At 72.4% G+C, this 22,023-nt stretch carries 19 protein-coding genes and 1 pseudogene; 7 read left to right on the forward strand and 13 right to left on the reverse strand.

Annotation, left to right across the window (positions count from 1 at the left end; translation table 11 throughout):
• Positions 1-309 precede the first annotated feature (309 nt).
• The 5 genes and pseudogenes from ACH4KB_RS13580 to ACH4KB_RS13600 form a co-directional block, all read right to left on the reverse strand.
• Positions 310-1,692, reverse strand: a complete 1,383-nt coding sequence (locus tag ACH4KB_RS13580; RefSeq protein ID WP_398066135.1) for a diaminopimelate decarboxylase — start codon at positions 1,690-1,692, stop codon at positions 310-312.
• 90 nt (positions 1,693-1,782) lie between these two features.
• Positions 1,783-2,580 (reverse strand): family 1 encapsulin nanocompartment shell protein, encoded by a 798-nt coding sequence (locus tag ACH4KB_RS13585; RefSeq protein ID WP_398066136.1) that lies wholly within the window; start codon positions 2,578-2,580, stop codon positions 1,783-1,785.
• A complete protein-coding gene (locus ACH4KB_RS13590; RefSeq protein WP_398066137.1) occupies positions 2,580-3,653 on the reverse strand; it encodes a Dyp-type peroxidase in 1,074 nt (357 codons plus the stop codon). Before ACH4KB_RS13590 ends, ACH4KB_RS13585 begins: the two co-directional genes overlap by 1 nt.
• 324 nt (positions 3,654-3,977) lie before the next feature.
• A pseudogene (locus tag ACH4KB_RS13595) lies at positions 3,978-4,188 on the reverse strand (NADP-dependent phosphogluconate dehydrogenase); the annotation flags it as partial.
• Positions 4,189-4,373: 185 nt separating this feature from the next.
• The gene (locus tag ACH4KB_RS13600; RefSeq protein WP_398066138.1) at positions 4,374-4,907 is read right to left on the reverse strand and encodes a DUF5709 domain-containing protein; all 534 of its coding nucleotides are present in this window, start codon (positions 4,905-4,907) and stop codon (positions 4,374-4,376) included.
• A 358-nt stretch (positions 4,908-5,265) separates the two neighbouring features.
• Here ACH4KB_RS13600 and ACH4KB_RS13605 point away from each other — a divergent pair, with 358 nt between their 5' ends.
• The 3 genes from ACH4KB_RS13605 to ACH4KB_RS13615 all read left to right on the forward strand — a co-directional run bounded on the left by ACH4KB_RS13605 (position 5,266) and on the right by ACH4KB_RS13615 (position 9,000).
• Positions 5,266-5,409 carry a hypothetical protein gene (locus ACH4KB_RS13605; protein WP_398066139.1) on the forward strand — a complete coding sequence of 48 codons (144 nt, stop codon included), beginning with the start codon at positions 5,266-5,268 and terminating at the stop codon, positions 5,407-5,409.
• A gap of 298 nt (positions 5,410-5,707) precedes the next feature.
• The gene (locus ACH4KB_RS13610) at positions 5,708-7,183 is read left to right on the forward strand and encodes a UDP-N-acetylmuramoyl-L-alanyl-D-glutamate--2,6-diaminopimelate ligase (RefSeq protein ID WP_398066140.1); all 1,476 of its coding nucleotides are present in this window, start codon (positions 5,708-5,710) and stop codon (positions 7,181-7,183) included.
• A gap of 254 nt (positions 7,184-7,437) precedes the next feature.
• A complete protein-coding gene (locus tag ACH4KB_RS13615) occupies positions 7,438-9,000 on the forward strand; it encodes a carboxylesterase/lipase family protein (RefSeq protein ID WP_398066141.1) in 1,563 nt (520 codons plus the stop codon).
• Between the two features lie 172 nt (positions 9,001-9,172).
• Here the strand turns inward: ACH4KB_RS13615 and ACH4KB_RS13620 are convergent, their stop codons facing one another.
• Positions 9,173-9,991 carry an ABC transporter ATP-binding protein gene (locus ACH4KB_RS13620; protein WP_398066529.1) on the reverse strand — a complete coding sequence of 273 codons (819 nt, stop codon included), beginning with the start codon at positions 9,989-9,991 and terminating at the stop codon, positions 9,173-9,175.
• A gap of 145 nt (positions 9,992-10,136) precedes the next feature.
• A complete protein-coding gene (locus ACH4KB_RS13625; RefSeq protein WP_398066142.1) occupies positions 10,137-10,499 on the reverse strand; it encodes a hypothetical protein in 363 nt (120 codons plus the stop codon).
• A 96-nt stretch (positions 10,500-10,595) separates the two neighbouring features.
• On the opposite strand from ACH4KB_RS13625, the gene sigJ reads away from it, so the two are divergent.
• The gene (sigJ, locus tag ACH4KB_RS13630) at positions 10,596-11,495 is read left to right on the forward strand and encodes an RNA polymerase sigma factor SigJ (protein ID WP_398066143.1); all 900 of its coding nucleotides are present in this window, start codon (positions 10,596-10,598) and stop codon (positions 11,493-11,495) included.
• Positions 11,496-11,504: 9 nt separating this feature from the next.
• On the opposite strand, the gene ACH4KB_RS13635 is transcribed toward sigJ, so the two are convergent.
• On the reverse strand, positions 11,505-12,080 hold the full coding sequence (locus ACH4KB_RS13635) for a GNAT family N-acetyltransferase (RefSeq protein WP_398066144.1): 576 nt from the start codon (positions 12,078-12,080) through the stop codon (positions 11,505-11,507).
• 95 nt (positions 12,081-12,175) lie between these two features.
• Positions 12,176-13,216 carry an SCO7460 family lipoprotein gene (locus ACH4KB_RS13640; protein WP_398066145.1) on the reverse strand — a complete coding sequence of 347 codons (1,041 nt, stop codon included), beginning with the start codon at positions 13,214-13,216 and terminating at the stop codon, positions 12,176-12,178.
• 273 nt (positions 13,217-13,489) lie between these two features.
• Here ACH4KB_RS13640 and ACH4KB_RS13645 point away from each other — a divergent pair, with 273 nt between their 5' ends.
• Both ACH4KB_RS13645 and ACH4KB_RS13650 read left to right on the forward strand, forming a co-directional pair.
• Positions 13,490-14,635 (forward strand): S1 family peptidase, encoded by a 1,146-nt coding sequence (locus ACH4KB_RS13645; RefSeq protein ID WP_398066146.1) that lies wholly within the window; start codon positions 13,490-13,492, stop codon positions 14,633-14,635.
• A 305-nt stretch (positions 14,636-14,940) separates the two neighbouring features.
• On the forward strand, positions 14,941-15,702 hold the full coding sequence (locus ACH4KB_RS13650; RefSeq protein WP_398066147.1) for an isocitrate lyase/phosphoenolpyruvate mutase family protein: 762 nt from the start codon (positions 14,941-14,943) through the stop codon (positions 15,700-15,702).
• 128 nt (positions 15,703-15,830) lie between these two features.
• Here the strand turns inward: ACH4KB_RS13650 and ACH4KB_RS13655 are convergent, their stop codons facing one another.
• Genes ACH4KB_RS13655 through ACH4KB_RS13670 form a run of 4 tightly spaced genes read right to left on the reverse strand, consistent with a single transcriptional unit; the run spans position 15,831 to position 20,458 of the window.
• Entirely contained in the window at positions 15,831-17,189 is a 1,359-nt protein-coding gene (locus ACH4KB_RS13655; RefSeq protein ID WP_398066148.1) for a GH1 family beta-glucosidase, read from the reverse strand.
• Between the two features lie 47 nt (positions 17,190-17,236).
• Entirely contained in the window at positions 17,237-18,130 is an 894-nt protein-coding gene (locus tag ACH4KB_RS13660; protein WP_018955662.1) for a carbohydrate ABC transporter permease, read from the reverse strand.
• Positions 18,123-19,136 (reverse strand): carbohydrate ABC transporter permease, encoded by a 1,014-nt coding sequence (locus ACH4KB_RS13665; protein WP_398066149.1) that lies wholly within the window; start codon positions 19,134-19,136, stop codon positions 18,123-18,125. Before ACH4KB_RS13665 ends, ACH4KB_RS13660 begins: the two co-directional genes overlap by 8 nt.
• A gap of 11 nt (positions 19,137-19,147) precedes the next feature.
• On the reverse strand, positions 19,148-20,458 hold the full coding sequence (locus ACH4KB_RS13670) for an ABC transporter substrate-binding protein (protein ID WP_398066150.1): 1,311 nt from the start codon (positions 20,456-20,458) through the stop codon (positions 19,148-19,150).
• A 142-nt stretch (positions 20,459-20,600) separates the two neighbouring features.
• On the opposite strand from ACH4KB_RS13670, the gene ACH4KB_RS13675 reads away from it, so the two are divergent.
• Entirely contained in the window at positions 20,601-21,935 is a 1,335-nt protein-coding gene (locus ACH4KB_RS13675; protein WP_398066151.1) for an ROK family protein, read from the forward strand.
• The last annotated feature ends 88 nt before the right edge of the window (positions 21,936-22,023 follow it).

The following is a 22,023-nucleotide window of genomic DNA, read 5'->3' on the forward strand; positions in this document are numbered from 1 at the left end:
CGTTGTGGAGGATCGCGATGACCCACCCGTACCCCGACCCCGTACCGCCCTCGCCGACGCCTCCGCCCGTACCGGGCCCGCCCACTCCGGTACCCAGCCCGCCGCCCGTGCCGCCGGGCCCCGGGCCGGTGCCGCCCGGGCCAGCGCCGGACCCGATCCCTCAGCCGCCCGCGCCCGGCCCGGACCCCGTGCCGGATCCGGAGCCCGAGCCGCAGCCCGCCGGGACGTGACCGGCGGCCGGCCGGCCGTTCCGTCCTGGCCGGCCGGCCTCGGCCGTACCGGGCCCGCCCGCTCCCTCTCCCCGCCCGTTCAGATGCCTCGTTCGATCAGCGCGTCCGCGTGCGCGAGACCGCTCTCCGCCGCGATGTCGTCCAGCGACTGCGCGTCCCGCACCGTCACGAACGTCACCTGTCCGTCGTGGCCCGAACCGTGCGCCGGTCCTGCCGCCGCCCGGAAGCCGTACACCGCGGGACGGGGCAGGCTGTTGTACGCCCACGGGGTGGAGAAGTAGTAAGCCCCCGTGTCGTACAGCACGACGACATCGTCCTCGGCCAGTTTCGGCAGCTCCCTGCCGTACGCCACCACGTCTCCCGCGAAGCAGCACGGTCCCGCGATGTCCTGCGCCAGCGACGGCCCGGTCTTGGGCGTGCCGTCCGGGCCGAACGCACCGATCCGCAACGGCCAGGCGTCGGGCATGAGCACGGTACGGGTGGCGGTCTGCGCTCCCGCGTGGGTGAGCGCGATCCGGCGGCCCCCGGCATCCTTCGTGTACTCCACCCGGGCCCCGATGAAGCCGTTCTTCGCCAGCAGTGAGCGGCCGAACTCCGTGACCAGGGAGTAGCGGCCGGAGAAGAGGCCGGGGGCGGCCGCCGTGAGTGCCGCCACGTAGTCCGCGTAGCGGGGGTGTACGGTCTCGTCGGCGAAATTGACCGGGAGGCCGCCGCCGATGTCCAGGCTGGTGACCTGTCGGACGCCCAGCGTCGCGTTGATCTCCTCGGCCAGCTCGTACGTCCGTGCCACCCCGGCCGCGATCAGCTCCAACGGGCAGCCCTGGGAGCCCACATGGGCGTGCAGCCGGGTCAGCCACGGTCGCTCCCGGAAGGCCCCCACGATCGCCTCGCGGGCCCCCGGGTCGCGCAGCGCGACCCCGAACTTCGAGGTGTCGGTCGCCGTGCTCATCGGCCCGATGGAACCACCGCCCACCTGGGGGTTGACCCGCAGCCCGAGGACCGAGGCGCTGCCCGGGTGGCGAAGCGCGTCGATGCGGCGCAGTTCGTCGAGGCTGTCGGCGTTGACGGCGACGCCGAGGGCGAGCGCCAGCCGGATCTCCTCGCGGGTCTTGGCGGGGGAGTCCAGGACGACACGGGACGCGGCGAACCCGGCCTCCACGGCCAGCCGCAGTTCACCGGGGCTCGCCACCTCGCACCCCATGCCGCAGTCGGCGAGCAGCCGCAGCACCGGGACGAGGGAGCAGGCCTTGGCCGCGAAGGTGTGCAGCACCTCGGGCGTGGCGGCGAAGGCGTCGTGCAGGTCGCCGACGGAGGCGCACACGCCCTCCGTGTCGATGAAACCGGCGACCGGGCTGCCCTCGCCCAGCAGCCCCTGCCCGACGGCCGCCCGGACGACGGTGTCGAAGCGGGCGGCCGGCGGTGCCGTGCCGCCCTCGTGGTGCGCGGAAGTCGTCTGCGTCATACGGCCAGAGTCCCTGATGGCTGCCCCCAGGTCTTCGGCGGAACGGGGGCGCTCGGTCGCCCGGGCACGCGCCGGTGAGCGCCCCCGGGATCAGGCGATCAGGCCGACCACGGCCTCCGGCGTCAGCATCCGGAAGGTGAAGGCCTGCTGGAAGTAGAGGTGGATGCTCGTGGCGTCGTGGTCCGCGTAGCCGATCGACAGGTCCTGGCCGAGACAGAGCTCGAAGTCTCCGCCCCGGGTGGACAGGAGCACCCCGCCCTTGACCGCGGGCGCCCACAGGATCTCGTCGTCCACCAGGCGGCTCAGGTGTGTCTTGACCGGATACCCGTGGTCCGAGGTCTCGGCGGCCTCGGTGAACGCGTCCGCACCGAGCAGCAGCCGGTACGGTCCGTCCACACCGGCCAGCCGCAGCCGCGTCACGGCCTGGCTGACCGCCACCGGATAGTCCCGCGCGTCGGCGGGCAGCGGGAGGGGATCATGGGAGGAGCCGTCCCGCAGGCCGGTGATCCCGGCCGCCCCGTAACCGTCGATGACCGCCATGTCCTCGGCGAACGCGCAGGTGCGCGCCGCGTCCTTGACAGGCTGCCAGTCGCTGTCGGCGGAGCCGCGCTCCACGTCGTCCACGGCCTGGCGGGTCACGGTGAACGGCACCCGCCACTCGATGACCGGCATCGATGTCCGGGCCCGGGCCACCACGTCCGGGGTGGGCGGATCGATGTCGTGCAGATGGCCGTCGCCCACGGCGGCCAGTGTCGGACCCGCCGGATCGGACACGTCGACGACACGGCGGCCCGCGACATGGCGGCGGAAGGTGCGCCGGGCCTCCTCCTCGATCTCGTCCCAGGCCGACGGGGTGACCGGCGCGAGTTCGCGATGCAGGTTGTTCATCACTGGGCGCTTTCTTGCAGGCTGCCGATGCGCAGCGAACCGTGGTCCGCCCCGGCCGCGAGAGGTCCCTGCCGGACCGGTGCGGGCACCGGTTCCGGCCGGTCCCCGGCGCGGGTCAGGACGGGCGGGGGCGGCGGAGCGTCGAGGAAGTCGGCGCGGGGGGCGAAGAAGAGGGAACCGGTGACCGCCGTGGAGAAGTCGAGGATGCGGTCGTGCGTCCCGGGCGGATCGCCCAGGAACATGTTGCGGAGCATCCGCTCGGTCACGTCGGGATCGGCGGCGTACCCGATGAAGTACGTACCGAACTCGCCCTTCCCGAAGCTCCCGAACGGCATGTTCGCCCGCAGGATGTCCCGTTCGGTGCCGTCCGGGTCGGTGATCGTGTTGAGCGCGAGGTGGGAGTCGGCGGGCTTCTCGTCGTCGGGGAACTCCACGTCGTCCACCTTGGTGCGGCCGATGACGCGTTCCTGCTCCTCCACGGAGAGGGCGTTCCAGGACGTCAGGTCGTGCAGGTACTTCTGTACGACGACGTAGCTGCCGCCCTCGAACTCCGGGTCGTCCTCCGCCCCGACGAGCGCCGCCGAGCGGGCGTCGTCGCCCACCGGGTTCTCCGTACCGTCCACGAAGCCGAGCAGGTCCCGGTGGTCCAGATAGCGGAAGCCGTGCGTCTCGTCCACGATCCGCAGCGCTCCGCCGAGCTTGTCGAGCAGCTGGGCCGCCCACGCGTAGCAGACGTCCATCCGCTCGGCCCGGATGTGCAGCAGTACGTCGCCGGGGGTCGCCGGGGCATGATGGAGAGGGCCTCGCAGCTCCGGGAACGGGTGGAGGTGAGCCGGGCGCGGCCCGGCGAACAGCCGGTCCCAGGCGCTGGAGCCGAAGCCCGCGACGCAGGCGAGACCGGCGTCCGGGTAGCGGAAGCCGAGCGACCGGGCGACGGCCGCGAGATCCGGCAGCACGTCCAGCACCGCGCTCTCGCCGCCCGGCTCGATCGTGCCGACCAGGAACAGCGCCGCGCTGGTCAACGGCGCCACCACGGGCTGGACGGAGACGGGATCGGGGACGGCGTCGGGCATGCGCGCACTCCACTACGACGGTGTACGGACGGCGTGGATCGCCGGTGGTGAACGGTCGGCGGTCGCGGACCACGGTGAACAGGGCTCGCAGCCACTAACCCACGTCCCGTCCCCGACCGCACGCCGGGGGCGCCCGGCCGGGGGAGCACGCCGGGGACGCGATCGCGCCGGACGCTTCGGATACGGGGGCGGCCCCCGCGTGCCCCCCTCACGACGTCCCCGGGCGTGCGCGCAGGTCACCGGTGCCCGTAGAGGGGATGCCGAGGCCGACGGACGGGAGTGCGTCACCGGCCGCGCCGACGGCATCGGCTTCGGGCAGGCGTGTCAGCTCTCCACCTCGGTCCTGTCGTCGCTCCAGAGGGTGTGGAACATGCCGTCGCGGTCGGTGCGGTGATAGGTGTGTGCACCGAAGTAGTCGCGCTGGCCCTGGGTGAGGACGGCGGGGAGGCGTTCGGCGCGCAGCGAGTCGTAGGAGGCGAGGGTGGCGGCGAAGGCCGGGGTGGGGGACGCCCTGGGTGGCGGCGGTGGCGATCACGGCGCTCCTGGAGGTCCGAGTACGTCGGTGCGTTCCATGCGTTCCATGCGTTACGTACGTTCGGAGGCACGTTCCGAGTGTGTGGAGGCGCTGGTGCGTTCGGGGCCGCGTGGTGTGCTTCGGGCAGGGGGGCTACGGGCCCGGGAACAGCCGCGCTCAGGGTCGGGCGCTCGCGGACGGCCAGCTCAGGGCGTGGGCGAGGCGGCCCCGCCACCGGTGGAGGGGCCGGTTCCGGGCGCCGGACCGGCCTCCAGGAGCGCCTCGTCGTCCCCCGGCTCGGGGATCACATGCATCGCGGCCTCCTCGGCCGACGCCGCCGCCCCGTCGATGCCCACGTCGCTGGCGGTGAGGGTGGCCGGGACGCTTCCGTCCGCCTGCTGGGTCAGCCGTCCCGCGCGGGCGACGCCGACCTCGTCGTCCCACGGCTCGCCTTCGCCGTCCACCAGATCGCCCACGCCGTCGCCGGCGGAACCGTCCGGCTCAGGAACTTCCCTGGTCAGCCGCGCTTCGAGGGACTCGCCGGTGTGCCGCTCGTTGGCCGTGGTGCCGAGGCCGTCGACGGCCCAGGGGCGGTCCGGCGGAGCGTAGCCCTCGTCCAACGGATCGCCGGTTCCGGACGGATCCATGAGCGTGTCCCCGGCGTCGAGCTGCTCGTCGGGATCGGAGGCCTCGGGTTCCTGGGGCTGGTAGACGTCGTCCCCCCAGTCGGTGTCGCTCATGGCGCGTCCTTTCCTCCGGGAGTACCGAATACCACTGTCCCCTGTACGCAATTCCACTCCGGTCCCGCTCCCGCCGCAAAGGGAAGATCGGATCCAGGCCCTGTAGGGGCCGGTGACGGGCCTCGCGGCCCGGTCCGTACGCAGGTCGTGGCCCGTTCGCCGCGCCCCCGGGGGCCGGGCCCCACCCGGGGCCTTCCCTGTCCGTGCCCGGCCTTCCCTGTCCGTCCCCGGCCGTCCCCAGCCATCCCTGTCCGTCCCCGGCCGTCCCCAGCCACCCCTGTCCGTCCCCGGCCGTCCCCGGCCGACGGAGGACCCGGCGGCGGACCGGGGTCCTTCCCACCGCACGTACACTCGGCCCATGGGACTCAGCGCCGAACCGAGGACACGCCCGCACCGGGCCGCCTCCGCGCTGCCCCCGGCCGCCACCCGCGCGGCTGTGCCCCCGGCGCCCGCGGACGCGGCGCCCGGAACGGGCCGTACGGCACTGCACGGCCACGGCTAGCGGTCCACGCGGCGGTTCCCGACAGCAGCGCCCGGCATCCCCGGCCCCCGGCATAACCGCCCCGGCCCGCCGCCTCCTCACCCGCACCAGCACACCCACCGCGCCCGCACACCCACCGCACCAGCACACCACCACTCCGGCCCGCTGAGCGCCGGAGCTCACCGTCGCCTCCAACGCTCGCCGGACGCGAGAGTCACGAGCGGCTCCACAGCACCACGCGGCCCACGGCGCACCCGCCCGTGCCGCTTCCCGGCGACGGCCGCACCAGCCGGACGGCGCCGCACTCGAAGGGATCATCGTGAAGCTGAGCGACCTCATGGCCGGGCAGGACCATCACGTGCTGCGGGGAACCCCGGCCCGGACGGACGTCACCGCCGGAGCGACGTTCGACGCGGACCGGGTCACCCCCGGCTCCGTTTACGCCGCCGTGCCCGGCCACACCGCCGGCGGCCCGGAAGCCGTCGCCCCGGCGGTCGCCCGAGGCGCTGTCGCCGTACTCGTCGACGAACAGGCGCCGCCGCTGCCCGCGGCACTGGGCGACGTGTGCGCCGTACGCGTCCCCGACGTCCGCAGGGCCGCGGCGGTCCTCGCCTCGCGCTACTTCGGCGAACCGGGCCGGGCGATGGACCTGATCGCCATCACCGGCACCAACGGCAAGACCTCCGTCTCGTACATGACCGAGTCGGTGCTGCGGATCGCCGAGGGGGCCCGGGTCGGAGTGATCGGCACCGCGGGCAGCCGCATCGGGGACGAGCCCATCCCGATGCCCCCTTCCGTGCTCACCACCCCGGAATCGCCCGATCTGCAGTATCTGCTGGGGCACATGCGTGACCGCGCCACCGGCAGCGTCGTCCTGGAGGCCACCTCGATGGGGCTGCTGACGCACCGGCTGGACCGTACGTTCATCGACGTCGGCGTCTTCACGAACCTGACCCAGGATCACCTCGACGACCACGGCACCATGGAGAACTACCGGGACGCCAAGCTCCGCCTCTTCCAGGGGCTGTGCCGGCGCGCCGTGGTCAACGCCGACGACCCGGTGGGCGCCGGGATCCGGGACCTGATGCCCGACGCCGTGACCACGTACGCGCTGGACGGCGACGCGGACTACCGCGCGAGCGATCTCACCGTGGACGCCTCGGGCACCCGGTTCACGCTGCACCACGACGGCCGCAAGTACCCAGCGGCGATCCCCTCGCCCGGCCGGTTCTCGGTCTCCAACGCGCTGGCCACGGTAGCGGCCTGCCACCTCCTCGGCCACGGTCTGGCCGGGCTTGTCGACGCGCTGGAGCGGATGCCGCAGATCCCCGGCCGCTTCGAACGCCTCCACACCTCCAGTGGCGCCTCGGTGATCGTGGACTACGCCCACTCGCCGGACTCCCTCAGCAAGGTCCTCACCACGATCCGGGGCTTCGCCCGGGCCCGCGTCATCACCGTCTTCGGCTGCGGCGGCGACCGCGACACCACCAAGCGCGCCGAGATGGGCGCCATCGCGGGCGACCACTCCGACCTGTGCTTCCTCACCTCCGACAATCCCCGCTACGAGGACCCCGAGGCCATCCTCGACGAGATCGCCCCCGGCATCGCCTCGACCGGAACGCCGTTCGAGCGGATCACCGACCGCCGCCTGGCCATCGCCGCGGCGCTCGCGGAGGCGGGGCCGGCCGACATCGTGCTCATCGCGGGCAAGGGCAGCGAACCGCACCAGAGCATCCGGGGCGAACTGCTGCCGTTCAGCGACATGGCCACCGTGCGCGAACTGATCGCCGGATAGGCGGGCCGGCGCACAAGCGGGCGGAGCCGCGGTCGGGCCGATGCCGAGGCGGGCAGAGGTGTACGCAGGCGGGCGGGAGAGTGGGAGACCGGGTGACCGGGAGACGGGGTGACCGGCATACCGGGGGTGACCGGGTGACCGGGTGACCGGGTGACCGGGCCAAGATCAATCCGGTGGTGGTGGCGCCCGGGGTCCGGCATGATGGCCCGGCCGCGCAGAGCGCCGGACGGGGCAGCGACGGGGGAGTGGGAGCCGTGGACGTCTTCACGACGAAGTCCGGGAGGGTACGGGGGCGACGCGCCGCCCGGGACCACGCCATCGTCGCCGTACTCGGACTTCCCTACGCGGCACCGCCGTTCGGCGCCCTCCGGTTCCGGGAGCCGCAGCCGGCGGAGCCCTGGGACGGCGTGCGGGAGTGCACCGCCTTCGGGCCGGTGGCCCCACAGTCGGCCGAACTGCCGGGCGCGCCGGGCTGGTCGCCCGGTGACGAGGACATCCTCACGCTCAACATCTGGACGCCCGCCGACGGACCGGGCGACCTGCCCGTGCTGGTCTGGATCCACGGCGGCGCGTACGTCTTCGGCTCCTCGGCCCAGCCCGACTTCGACGGCACCGCGCTGGCGGGCCGAGGGCTCGTGGTCGTCACCCTCAACAGCCGCCTCGGCTTCGAGGGGTTCGGCCAGGTGCCGGAACCTCCGGATGTCGTCGGCGGCGTGCCAGGGCCCGCCGCCGACAGCGGCGCCACGGCCTTCCCCGGGAACCGTGGCCTCCTCGACCAGATCGCCGCCCTGGAATGGGTCCGGGACAATATCTCCGCGTTCGGCGGCTCGCCCGACCGGGTCACCCTGGCCGGACAGTCGTCGGGCGCCACCTCCGTGGCCTGTCTGACGGTGGCCGACCGGGCGCGCGGCCTCTTCCACCGCGCCGCCCTCCACAGCGCCGTCAACGCCTTCGCCACCGTGGAGCAGGCGGCCCGCACCACCGCCGAGGTCGCTGCGGCGGCCGGGGTGCCCGCCACGCGCGCCGGGCTGCTCGCCGCCCCGCCCGAGGCGCTCGTGGCCGCGACGGACCGGGTCTGCGAGCGGTACGCACAGGACCCCGGCTCGGGGCGGCGCCACTACGACCCGGCGATCTTCGGCCCGGTCGCCGACGGCGTCCTCCTGACCGCCGACCCGTTGGAGGCACTGGCGGCCGGAGCGGGCGGCGCGGTGGAGCTGCTGGTCTGCCACACCACGGAGGAGTACTGGCTCCTGGACGCGGTCGGCAGCAGCGCGAAGGTCACATCGAAGGAGCGACTGGCGGTCTTCGCAGCCGACTTCGGACTCCCGGCGTCGCTCGTCGAGGGCCACCGGGAGCTCCTGCCGGACGCGCCGGTTCTGGATGTCTACCTGACCCTCCGCTCCGGCCTCCTGTTCGCCGAATACAGCACCCGCCTCGCCGAGGCCCACGCCCTGGCCGGCGGCCGGGCCTTCCTCGCCCGCTTCGACCGCCGCCGGGACCGTGCGGGGCGGCGGGTACGCGCCTGGCACTGCGCGGATATTCCGTTCGCCTTCGGCAACCTCCACGAGGAGAGCGTCCACTTCCTCGTCGGCGGCCCGCCCGGCCCGGCCGACGAGGAACTCTCCCGGCGCATGACCCGTGCCTGGGCCGGGTTCGCCGCCCACGGAGACCCGGGCTGGGCCCCCCTCGACGGGCCCGCCGGGAGCGGGGCGACGGTACGGGACTGGCGTACGGCTGCGGAAGAATCCGCCGGGGCGGCGGGGCACGGCTTCCGTGATCTGTGGCGTACGGCCGGACTGCCGTCGCTGGCGCCCTGAGGCTCCTGCCCCCAGCGGCCCGGCTCCCAGCGGCCCGGCCCCCTCAGCCCTCGTCCGGCTGGGCAGCCTGATGCCCGGGCCCGCGTGCGACAGCCGTCCTGGCAGTGGCGGGCCCCGCCGACGCGGGCCCGGGGCCGGACTCACCCGTGCACCGGGTCGGGACGGGCCCCGTCTACCCGAAGCCGCCCGAGCGGGCCAGCCAGCGGCCCGCGTGCCGTGACACCTCGATGGGGCGGCCGAAGCAGGCGGTCATGCGCTCCTGCGTGAGGACGTCCTCGACCGCCCCCGCCGCGAGGACACGCCCCTCACGCAGGAGCAGGGCGTGACCGATCGCCGGGGAGAGCTCCTCCACGTGGTGCGTGACCGTCACCGTCGACAACTCAGGCCGGTTCACGGCGAGATGACGCATGGTGTCGACAAGGTCCTCGCGCGAGGGCAGATCGAGTGCGTTGAACGGCTCGTCGAGCAGCAACAGCGCCGGATCCGCCATGAGGGCGCGGGCGATGAGGATCCGGGCGCGCTGGCCGCCCGAACAGACGCCGTACGGGCGGTCGGCGAGCTCCTTGACATGGAGTTCGGCGAGCAGCCCGTGGGCACGCTCGCGCACTTCGTCGTCGTACGACTTCCACAGCGGCTGGACGGTACCGGAGTGGCCGGTGAGGACGATGGTGTGGCCGGTGAGGTCCCCCGGGACGCGCTGGGAGGTGGAGACATGGCCGATGCTGGTGCGCAGCTCCCGCACGTCGACGCGGCCGAGCCGGTGGCCGAGGACGTCGACCGTGCCGGTGGTGGGGAAGGCGGTGGCGCCGACGAGCCGCAGGACGCTGGTCTTGCCCGCCCCGTTGGGGCCGAGCAGCGCCCAGTGCTCGCCCGCCCGGACGGTCCAGCCGACGTCGTCCAGGATGACCTGGCCCGTCGTGTGGCGGCGCATGCTCACGCCGTCGAGGGCGGCGACGATACGCCCGTGGCTGGTGCCGGTGTTCCCGTCCATGCCGTCGTCCGGCCCCTTCGCGTCGATGAGTACCGCGTCTGCCGCACGGAGGATAGCTGTAGTCGACATTTATCCGCCGGGGTGACTGCATCGCGGACACGGACCGGACCTGGCCGCAGCTGCCCGTGCCTCGCGGCGGCGGACCTCAGCGCCTGGCCAGGGCGAGCAGGCTCAGCCCGAACATCAGGACTCCCAGGGGTAGATGGACCGACGGAAGGTGCGCGATGCCGACCGCGACCTGGACGGAGGCCAGGACCAGGAAGCCCGACGCGTGCAGGACGGGCCGGGGCGAGCCACCGCCCGGCTTCCAGGCCAGTACCGCCGCGAGTACGTACAGCATCGACGCCCCGTACATCACGCGCGCACCGACGCTGTGCAGCGTCTCCCCGTAGGACGAGGTCATCAGCAGTCCGGAGGAGACCGCTTGAAGGAAGATCGTCAGAGTCTGCAGGGCGATCGCGATCCGAAGGAACGAGAACGCGCGCCGTGCCGGCATCGGAGTGGCCATGCCACGCCCCTTTTCCGCCCGTGGGCAGTCGATCGATAAGGTCTCACCAACCCGACGACACGGGCCGGCGAAAGGTAAGGCGAAGGGGGCCGGAGCATGGGGGCGGCGGGGGCGGGCGCCGAGGCGACGGCCGGTGAGCGCGGCCGACTGATCAATGTGGCCTACCGGTTGCTCGGATCGCTCGCGGAGTCCGAGGACGCCGTGCAGGAGGCCTTCGCGCGCTGGTACGCACTGCCGCCAGGCCGGCGGGACGAGATCGTGTCGCCCGGCGCCTGGCTGACGACCGTGACCGGCCGTATCTGCCTGGACGTGCTCGGCTCGGCGCGGGTCCGGCGTGAACGCTACGTCGGCGCGTGGCTGCCCGATCCCCTGCCCGACCCCGTCGAGCGCGGCGGCGGCCGGGGATCCGACCTCGCGGACCGGATGGTCCTGGACGAGTCGGTGACCATGGCCTTCCTCGTGGTCCTGGAGACGATGACCCCCGCCGAGCGTGTCTCGTTCGTCCTGCACGACGTCTTCCGCTACCCCTTCGCGGAGATCGCCGGCGTACTCGGCCGGACCCCCGCCGCCTGCAAGCAGCTCGCGTCCTCCGCCCGGCGACGGGTGCCCGACGCCCGGACTCCGGTGGCGGCGGACGCGCGGACCGAGGTGGTGCGGCGAGTCAAGGAGGCTTGGGAGAACAAGGACATCGCGGCCCTCGTCGACCTCCTCGACCCGTCCGCCGTGATGACCGCCGACGGCGGCGGTCTGGTCGGTGCCGCCCTGCGCCCGATCGAAGGAGACGCGCGCATCGCCTCGTACATGGTCGCCATCGCCGACCGGGCCCCGGGGCTGGAACTCCAGGCACGGTCGGTCAACGGTGCGCCGGGCCTGGTGGCGCTGCGGGGCGGTGTCGTCCTGACCGTGGCCTCGTTCGACGTGACCGACGGCCGCGTCGCCCGGATCTGGGTGGTCCGCAACCCCGAGAAGCTGCGGCCGTGGATGCCGCCGGGGTGACGGTCGCCGCTATCCGCGCAGGTCGAGCCGCATCAGGACGCGGGGATGTCCGGCCAGTACCGAGGTGGTGTCGGCGGCGTGGGTGAACCCGGCGCGCTCGAAGTTCCTCCGGATACCGGGGTAGGCCATCGTCGGATCGACCTTGGCGTCACCGCTGTCGAGCGGGTACGCCTCGACCGCCGGCGCACCGTGGGCGCGGGCGAACTCGGCCGCACCGGCGATCAGCTCGTGCGAGATCCCCTTGCCGCGGTGACCGGGGCGGACCCGGATGCACCACAGGGACCAGACCGGCAGGTCGTCGACGTACGGGATCTTCCGGCTGCGGGCGAAGGAGGTGTCCGAGCGCGGCGCCACGGCTGCCCAGCCCACCGGCTCGTCGCCGTCGTAGGCGAGCACCCCCGGCGGAGGCTCCGCACGGCACAGCCGGGCGGCGTACTCACCGCGCGCCGGACCTCGGAGCTCGGTGTTGAGCTGGGACGGAATCCGGTAGCTCAGGCACCAACAGACGTTGGCCTTCGGTGACTTCGGGCCGACCAGGGCGCGAACGTCTTCGAACACCGAGGCCGGGCGAACGGCGATGGTCATGGCACCACGATCCCACGACACACCCGGCGACGCCCGCGGGGAACCGCCCTCGCCCGCACCGAGAGCGAACAGCCAGGGGCCGGGGCGCCCCGTCCTCAGTACGGCGGCAGCCGCAGCATCCCGGTGCCCTCGCGTACGTCGTGCACGAGCCGGATCTTCTCCACCGGAGTGCCGTGCTCGTCCGTGGTCACCAGGGCCGCGTCGTCGCTGTCGACGCACCGCCCGCGCGCGTCCGGCTCGGGGCAGAACAGGACGTAGCCGGTCTGCCGGTCGACGCGGCCCGGCTCCAGCCGCCAGATCCACTGGTAGGTGCTCACGACCACCCGGGGGTAGGTGGCGCGCAGTTGCTCCTTCACCGCCTTCTGCACGGTGTCGCCGAACTTCTGGCGCTCCCGGAGCGGGCGGACCGCCCGGGCCCTGCCCGTCGTGTCGACCCGGCCCGCCTCGATCTCGTAACTCGCCGAGAAGTAGGCCTGCTTGGTGAGCGAGGCGCGGAGGCCCGACCGGGTCAGCCGCATCACGGTGGGCCCGGACTCCTCGCCCCGGTCACGCCGGTCGGCGACGGACGGGGAGACCAGGTTCACGTACGACCCCTGAGCCTTCGCCAACGCGCTGTCGGCCCCGCTCGCCGTGACCCAGCGCTGGACGCACTCCCCGATCTCGCCGAGCACCTTCGTGACGGTGGCGTTCGTCAGCTCGGCCACGACGTAGGGCGGGGTGCCGGTCGGGCCCAGGGCGACGACCTCGTAACCGCAGGCGTCGAAGGCGCCCTTGAGCGCCCGGAAGTCCTCGGCCTGCTGCCGTCCGCGCTTCATGGCCTCGGCCAGCGCGCCCGCGCAGTCCTTGCGGTCGCACGTGCCCTCGTCCGCCCTGTCCGTGTCGATGCGGAGCCGGACCACGGCGTCGCGGTCGTCGGTCACCGCGAACGTGACCTCCGAGCCGCCGGAGCCCGGGAAGAGCGTGTGTGCCCCGATCGCCTGGAGCTGGCCGGGGAAGTGCTTCTCGGCCAGTTCCGTCGCCGCCCGGCGGTCGTCATCGGTGTCGACCACTCCGCACGCGCCCACCAGCGCGACCAGTGAACCCGCCAGCGTGCCGGTCAGCGCGGCTCTCCACCGTCTGCGGCGTGATCCGGTCATGATCAGCTCCTCCATCTGGCCCCGTCCCCTGTTCCTGTGACAGTAGGACGAGTGCCTGCGGGCCGGATGAGTACGCCTACTCAACCCGGTGTGCGGCGTTCGCGCACACCTCTTCCGACCCATCGTCCCCATTGGCATGGACCTGACTATCGAACTCCGCTACAGTCCGGGAACGGCACATCTGAGAGCGCTCTCAAGCGACACGATGGGCATGCGCTCCCGGACGCCTCCCGTTCCACCCCACGTCGCTGGAACAACAGGAAGGTCACTCCCTTGAGACACGCAACCGTGCTGCGGACCGGTCTGTCCGCACTCCTGCTCCTCGGTGCCTGGGCCGCCGCCGGCCCGTCGTCCGCCTCCGCCGCCCCCGTCGACTCCGCGGAGGCCCCCGCTTCCGCGGCCCTGCTCACCGCGATGCAGCGCGACTTCGGCCTCACCGAGGGAGAGGCCGTCGAGAGGCTCGCCGACGAGCAGGCGGCCACCGCCCTGGAGCCGAAGGCGCAGCGCGCCGCGGGCTCCGCCTTCGGCGGGTCCTGGTTCGACGCGAAGACCGGCAAGCTGGTCGTCGCCGTCACGAACACCGAGAAGGCCGAGGCCGTCCGGGCCGCCGGCGCCGACGCCCGGCTCGTCGAGCACTCGGCGAAGCGGCTCGACGCGGCGAAGGCCCGCATCGACGCCCTGTCCGCCCCGTCCGGCGTGAGCAGCTGGCACGTCGACCCGGCGACCAGCAGCGTCGTCGTGAACGTCGTCGCGTCCGAGCGACGTGACAACGATGTCCGGTCCTTCGTCGCCAAGGCCCGCGAGGCCGGACCCGTGACCGTGGAGACGACCGCCGAAGCGCCGCGGACCTTCGCCGCGGGAACGGTCGGAGGCGACCCGTACTACACGGGTAACGTCCGCTGCTCGATCGGCTTCTCCGTCCACGGCGGCTTCGTCACCGCCGGGCACTGCGGCGGCGCCGGCCAGTCCGTGCGCGGCTGGGACGGCTCGGCCATCGGCAACTTCCAGGGCTCGTCCTTCCCCGGTAATGACTACGCCTGGGTGAACGTGGCCAACGGCTGGTGGACCGTGCCGGTCGTCCTCGGCTGGGGCACCGTCTCCGACCAGCTGGTCCGGGGCTCGAACGAGGCGCCGGTCGGCGCCTCCATCTGCCGCTCGGGCTCCACCACGCGCTGGCACTGCGGCAGGGTCCTCGCCAAGAACGAGACCGTCAACTACAGCCAGGGCGCCGTGCATCAGATGACCAAGACGAGCGTCTGCGCCGAGGGGGGCGACTCCGGCGGCTCGTTCATCAGCGGCGACCAGGCCCAGGGCGTCACCTCCGGCGGCTGGGGCAACTGCTCCGGCGGCGGGGAGACCTGGCACCAGCCGGTCAACGAGATCCTCAACCGGTACGGGCTGACCCTGCACACCGCGTGACCCGGGGGAGCCGTCCCGCCGTCCTCCCCGGTGGAGCGGCTCCCGCCGACGGGTGGGGGTGCCGGGCCGCGAGTGGTCCGGGGCGCCCACTCCCGTCGGCTCAGCGAAGAGACGGTGAGCGGCGGCCCCGCCGACGTGCGGGGCCGCTTCCGTGTACGAGTCTCCCGGGAGAGGATCTTCCCGAAGCCCAACAGCCTCTGCGCGGAGCATCGTTCACCAGCTAGGGACATCCGGGACCGTCGCGCGCGTTCGCGCCCCCGGCGGCCGTGCCCTGTCGGCGCGTCGCGGAAGGTAGCGTGCTCGGCATGGACCTTCGTACCACCGTTGAGCGAGCTCAACGCCTCAAGCAACTGCACGCCGAGCACAGGCCCCTCGTCCTGCCGACCGTCTGGGACGTCTGGTCGGCGCGGACAGCGGCCGACGCCGGGTTCCCCGCGCTGACGGTCGGCAGCCATCCGCTCGCCGATTCCCGGGGGGCGGCGGACCAGGAGGGGCAGACCTTCGAGGAGGTGCTCGCCGCTGTCGCGCCGATCATCGCCGCGGTCGACGTCCCCGTCTCCGTGGACCTGGAGGCCGGCTACGGGCAGCAGCCCGCGGATCTCGTCGCCGGTCTCGTCGAGGTCGGCGGCGTCGGACTCAACATCGAGGACACCGTCCACTCGGAGGGCGGACGCGTACGGAGCACGCGGGAGCACGCGGCCTACGTCGCCGGCCTGCGTGCGGCGGCCGACCAGGCGGGAGTCCCGGTCTGGATCAACGGGCGCACCGACCTGTTCGTGCACGCGGAGGACGCCTCCGCCGTTCTCGACGAGGCGATCGAGCGACTGAGGGCCCTTGAGCAGGCGGGCGCCGACAGCGTCTATCCGGTGCGCATCCAGGACAACGACGTACTGCTCGCGGCGGTGACCGCCGCCGTCTCCGTGCCGGTGAACTCCACGGCCCATCCGGTCAAGCACGATCTCGACCGCTTCCGCCGCCTCGGCGTCGGCCGGATCACCTACGGTCCGCTGCTGCAGTCCGCGATGACGGACGCGATGAAGGACATGCTGGGGCCGTGGGCCCCTTAGGGCGCACCCGCACCCGCACTCGCGCCCGCGCCCGCGTCCGGGTGCCCTCCTGAGACGCGAAACACCTCCGGCCGCGGCGAGGAATTCGCCGCGGCCGGAGAAGGCCGGCAGGAGCCGGTGGGGGAGGGTCAGACGGCCGCCCGGCTACGCCGCTCCGCGTGCTCCCGGACCAGCTCCGCGTACCGGCGTCCGCTGCTCTTCACCGTACGGCGCTGGGTCGCGTAGTCCACGTGGACCAGGCCGAACCGCTTGTCGTAGCCGTACGCCCACTCGAAGTTGTCCATCAGCGACCAGGCGAAGTACCCGGCCAGCGGGGCTCCCTTGCCGACCGCGCGGGCGCACGCGGCGAGGTGCTCCTCCAAGTACCGGGCGCGTTCCGGGTCGTGGACCGAGCCGTCCGCCGCGACGACGTCCTCGTACGCCGAACCGTTCTCGGTGACGTAGATCCGCTGGACGCCGTACTCCTCGGTCAGGCGCAGCAGCAGCCGCTCCAGGCCCTCCGCGTGGACCTCCCAGTCCATGTGCGTGAGCCGCGCGCCGGGGACGGGGACCTGCTTGGCGTGCGGTGCGGGCCCGTCGGGGTCGGCGGTGACGATCTGCCGGAAGTAGTAGTTCAGCCCCAGCCAGTCGAGCGGTGCCGCGATCGTCTCCAGGTCGCCCGGCCGGACCGGGAGTTCGACCCCGTACAGCTCCACCATGTCCTGCGGGTAGCCGCGGCCCAGGACCGGGTCCAGCCACCAGCGGTTGATGTGGCCGTCGGCGCGGCGGGCGGCGGCGAGGTCGGGCGCGCTCGCGCTCGCCGGCTCGATCGGGCTGAGGTTGTTGACGATGCCGACCCGGGCGTCCGATGAGGCCGCCCGGATCGCCCGGACGGCCAGGCCGTGGCCCAGGTGCAGGTGGTAGGAGGCCCGCACAGCGGCGGTCAGGTCGGTGAGACCCGGCGCCATACGGCCCTCCAGGTGACCGATCCAGGCCGAGCACAGCGGCTCGTTGAGCGTCGCCCAGTCCTTGACCCGGTCGCCGAGGCGTTCCACCACGTGGGAGGCGTACGCCGCGAAGTGCTCCGGGGTCTCCCGTACGGTCCAGCCGCCCCGGTCCTGGAGCGCCTGCGGCAGGTCCCAGTGGTAGAGGGTGGCGAACGGGGTGACGCCGGCCTCCAGAAGGCCGTCCACGAGCCGGTCGTAGAAGTCCAGGCCCGCCTTGTTGACCGGCCCGTCACCGCCGGGCACGACGCGCGGCCAGGCGATCGAGAAGCGGTAGGCGTCCGCGCCGAGCTGCTTGATCAGGCCGATGTCCTCGGGGACCCGGTGATAGTGGTCGCAGGCCACGTCGCCGGTGTCGCCGTTGTCGATCGTGCCGGGGGTGTGCGAGAACGTGTCCCAGATCGAGGGGGAGCGGCCGTCCTCGGCCACGGCTCCCTCGATCTGGTACGCGGCGGTGGCGACGCCCCAGGTGAATTCCGCCGGGAGGGCGTTGAGGTCGGGCACGTGCTGCCTTTCGGTCGGGGGCGACGGACGGCTCTCGCCGGTGGGGGTCACTTCACGGCTCCCGCGGTGAGACCGGCGACCAGATAGCGCTGGAGGAGCAGGAACCCGGCGACGATCGGGACGCTGACCACGAGGGACGCGGCCATGACCTGGTTCCAGTACACGTCGTTCTGCGTGGCGTAGCCCTGGAGGCCGACGGAGAGGGTCCGGGTGGCGTCGTTCGTCATGACGGAGGCGAAGAGGACCTCGCCCCAGGCCGTCATGAAGGAGTACACCGACACCGCCACGATTCCCGGGACGGCGGCCGGCACGACGACCTGGAAGAGGGCGCGGACGGGGCCGCAGCCGTCGACCAGGGCCGCTTCGTCGAGGTCCCGGGGGATGGAGTCGAAGTACCCGATCAGCATCCAGATGGAGAACGGCAGCGAGAACGTCAGGTACGTGAGGATGAGCCCGCCGCGCGAGCCGTACAGCGCGACGCCGGTGCTGTTGCCGATGTTGACGAAGATGAGGAACAGCGGGAGCAGGAAGAGAATCCCCGGGAACATCTGCGTGGACAGCACCGTGACGGTGAAGACCCGCTTGCCCCGGAACCGGTAGCGGCTCACCGCGTAGGCGGAGAACACCGCGATCGTCACCGACAGCACCGTCGCCGAGCCCGCCACGATCAGCGAGTTGACGAAGTACTTGGCGAGCGGAACGGTCTCCCAGATGTCGAAGTACGGCTGGATCGTCAGCGTCGACGGGATCCACTGGAACTTCCCCGACACGTCCTGGAGCGGTTTCAGCGAGCTGCTGACCATCACGTAGACGGGCAGCAGGACGAAGCCGGCGAGCAGGGTCAGGACGATGCGGCGGGTCCAGAGGAAGGACTGCGGCGCGGCCATCGGCGAGCGGGCCCGCGACCGGGTGGTGCGGGTCGGCCGCGTGAGGCTAGACATCGGCGCCCTTCCTTCCGCGCGAGGTGAGGAACAGGTAGGCGGCCGTCACGACGAGCAGGAAGAGCAGCAGCAGGACCGACATCGCGGATCCGGTGCCGAAGTTCCAGGTGACGAACGACGACTGGTAGATGTGGATCGAGATCAGGTCCGCGCTCTCCGGGGCCGATTTCCCGAACAGGACGTACGGGGTGTTGAAGTCGTTGAACGTCCACAGGAAGAGCACGAGGACCAGGACCTGGTTGACGGGTCGCAGCGAGGGCAGCGTGATCCGGCGGATCTGCTGCCAGATGCCGGCGCCGTCGATGGAGGCGGCCTCGTACAGCTCGCGCGGGATGTTCTGGAGCCCGGCCATCAGCATGAGGAAGGCGAACGGCCAGCCCTTCCACACCGAGACGATGATCAGGGCGTAGATGCTGTTGTCACCGATCAGCCAGAACGACGGCTCGTCGGTGATGCCGAGCTGGTCGTGCAGGACGTGGTTGATCAGCCCGTTGTCCCGCTGGAACATGAACGCCCAGGTGATGACGGCCGCGTAGACCGGCAGGGCGTACGGGACGAGGAAGATCGCCCGCAGGATGCCCCGGCCCCGGAAGCTCTCCTGGAGGAGGATCGCCGCCGCGGTGCCGAACAGCCAGGCGAACCCGACCGAGAAGAACGTGAAGACGCAGGTCACGAAGAACGAGTGGAGCAGGGCCTCACCGATCGGCGCGTCGAAGTCGACGGCGATGCTGTAGTTGTCGAGGCCGATCCAGGGCGCCGCGCCCCAGTTGCTGATGAAGAACTGTGTGAGCTGCCGGAAGCTCATCACGATCCCGATGACCATCGGGACGATGTGGATGAGGAGTTCGAGCAGGACGGCGGGCAGGAGCAGGAGGTAGGGCAGTCCGCCCTGGCGGATCCGGTCGGGGATGCGCGGCAGTCTCCTGCGCGCGCCCCCGGTGCCCCGGCTCGTGCCCCTGCCGGCCGACTTGTCGACCTCGGGGTCGGTGGTGACGGTGGCGGTCATGGATCAGGGCCTCACTGCTGCATCGTCTGCTGCGCCTTTTCCAGGCGTGCCTTGACGGATTCCTCGGTCACGGGGCGTCCGGCCGCGGCGTCCGCCCACAGTTCCTTGACGGCCGTTCCCACGGCTGTCTCGAACTGCGACTCGTTCGGGACCTGGGGGAGGGGGGCGGCGCTGGTGGCGAGGGTGTCGCGCAGGACCTTGAGGTCGGGGGCTCCGAAGGCCTCGTCGGCCTGTGCGGCCTTGATCGGCGGGATCGAGCCGTAGGTCTTGTTGAGCAGCTTCTGCTCGGCGTCGCTCGTCATGAACTTCACGAACTTCTTCGCGCCGTCGATGTTCTTCGTGTTCTTGAAGACGGCCATGTTGATGCCCGCGACCATGGAGTTGGTCTGCTTGCCCGCCCCCGGTGCGCCCGAGGGGACCGGCACCGGGGCCGCGCCCCAGTCCTCGGGCTTCATGCCCTGGGCGGCGAAGGTGGAGGCGGCGGCCTGCCACAGCACCATCGCCGTCCTGCCCTTGGCGAAGTCGGTGAGCGACTGGTTCTGGGCGTACTCCGCGTTGCCCGGAGCGATGATCTTGTCCTTGGCCATGAGGTCGATGTACTGCTTGACCGCCGCGACCGCACCGTCGGAGGTGAAGGTCGCCTTGCCGTCCTCGTCGAAGAAGTCGGCGCCGTGCTGCTTGGCCAGAACGAAGGTCTGGTGGATGTTGTTGGAGAGGTTGCCGCCCTCGGCGCCCAGCCCCCACTTGCCGTCCTTGGATATCTTCTTGCCCGCCGCGACCAGCTCGTCCCAGGTGGCCGGAGGCTTCTCGACGCCCGCCTCGGCGAACATCTTCTTGTTGTAGTAGAGGGCGTACGCCAGCGAGTACAGCGGCACGGCGGCGGGCGGCTCGCCCTCCTTGCCGGCCGAGGCGACCGCCGAGTCGACGAAGCGGTCCCGGCCGCCGATCGCCTCGAAGTTCTTCTCGTCCCACGGCAGGAGCGCACCGGTCGCCTGGAGCGAGGCCGACCAGGTGTTGCCGATGTTCAGCACGTCCGGGCCCTGGCCGGAGCTGGTGGCGGCGAGGATCCGGTTCAGCAGGTCGGCCCACGGCACGACCTCCAGCTTCACCTTGATCCCGGTCTCCTTCTCGAACTTCTTCAGCTCGGGAGTGAGGATCTCCTTGTCGGCCTCGATGCTGGGGCCCTGGTTGGACGCCCAGTAGGTGAGGGTCTTCGGCGACTCGTTGCTGCCGCCCGAGGTGGTCCCGCCGCCACAGCCGGTGGCGGCTACGGCGATGGCGAGGGCGAGGGTGGCGGCGCTTGCGGCTCTGGCATGACGCATGTGAGGTGGCCCCTTTCCGGGGATGGCTGCGTTCGGGAACCGAACGGCCTCCATGACTTAATTTATGACGTGATTTAAGAGGTGAGAGAAGGTCGCGTCAAGGCCTGGGACCGGGGTATGTTCCTGGACGGGAAGGAGCAACATGGCCGAGCGCAACAGACGGACCGTGCGTGACCTGCGGCGGGGCAACCGGGCGAGGGTATTGCAACGGTTGTATTTCGACGGCCCGCTGAGCCGCCAGGAGCTCGGACCGGTCACAGGTCTGAGTTCGGGATCCATCAGCAACGTCGTCGCGGAGCTCTCCGCCGAAGGACTGCTGGAGGAGGCCGGCGTCGTCGACTCGGACGGCGGCCGCCCCCGTACGCTGCTGCGCGTCGCCCCGGACGGCGGGTTGCTCGTCGGCATCGACATCGGCGAGACCCGGGTCCGCGTCGAGCTGTTCGACCTCTCCCTGACAGAACTGGCCCGCACCGAACGGCTGCTGGCCCAGCACGGTTACGACGTCGACCGCATCGTCTCCCACGTCCGCACCGGCGTAGCGGACGTGCTGCGCGACGCGGGCGCCGACCCGAGCCGGCTGCTCGGCATCGGCATCGGGGTCCCCGGCATCATCGAGCGCGACGGACCCGAGGGGCCCGACGGCTCCCGGAGCGCGGTGGTCCACGGCCAGACCATCGGCTGGCGCGCGGTCCCCTTCGAGCAGCTGCTGCGCGAAGCCGTCGACGTGCCGCCCGAGGTGCCGCTGTTCATCGACAACGGCGCCAAGACGCTCGGCCAGGCGGAGATGTGGTTCGGCGGCGGCCGGGGCGCGGGCGCCGCCGCCATCGCCCTCATCGGCTCGGGCGTGGGCGCCTGTGTCGACCACGGTGACATCCTCGACGAGGACCGCACGAGCCTCGCCCTCGAATGGGGCCACACCACCGTCCAGCTGCGCGGCCGCCGGTGCCGCTGCGGCTCCATCGGCTGCCTGGAGGCGTACGCGGGCGCGGAAGCCCTGCGCGAGCGCTGGCGCGAGGCGGACGGCCTGCTGCCCGAGGACGCCGACGACGAGACGGCGCTGGCCGCGCTGCTCGCCGCCGCCTACCCGGGAGGCGGCGGCCCCACCCCGGACCCGGTGGCGCTCGCGCTGCTCGACGAGACGGCCGAATGCCTCGGCGCGGCCCTCGCCGACCTGATCAACCTCTTCCTGCCCGAGCGGATCCTGATCGGCGGCTGGGCGGGCCTGCTCATCGGCCCCCGCCTGCTGCCCGAGATCCGCCGGTACGCGAACGAGTACGCCCTGCGCCACGCGGCGGCCCGCACCACCATCGAGATGGGCCGCCTCGGCCCGGACGCGGTCACCGTGGGCGCCGCGACGCTCCCGCTCGCCGACTTCCTCACCCGGGGCGGCAGCCGCCCCGGGCCGGGCGACTCCGGCGCGCCGTCCCGTACGGCCGTCCAGGCGGTCCGGGAACGTCACCGCACCCCGGTGGACTGAGCGGGGAGGCCCACGTGACGCGTCCGCCGCCCGCGCGCCGGCCGACGCGTCGCCCGTACGCGGGCGGCGTGGCCGCCGCGCGCCGCCG

The sequence above is a fragment of the Streptomyces sp. NPDC017520 genome, assembly GCF_044329855.1.
Lineage (GTDB): Bacteria > Actinomycetota > Actinomycetes > Streptomycetales > Streptomycetaceae > Streptomyces.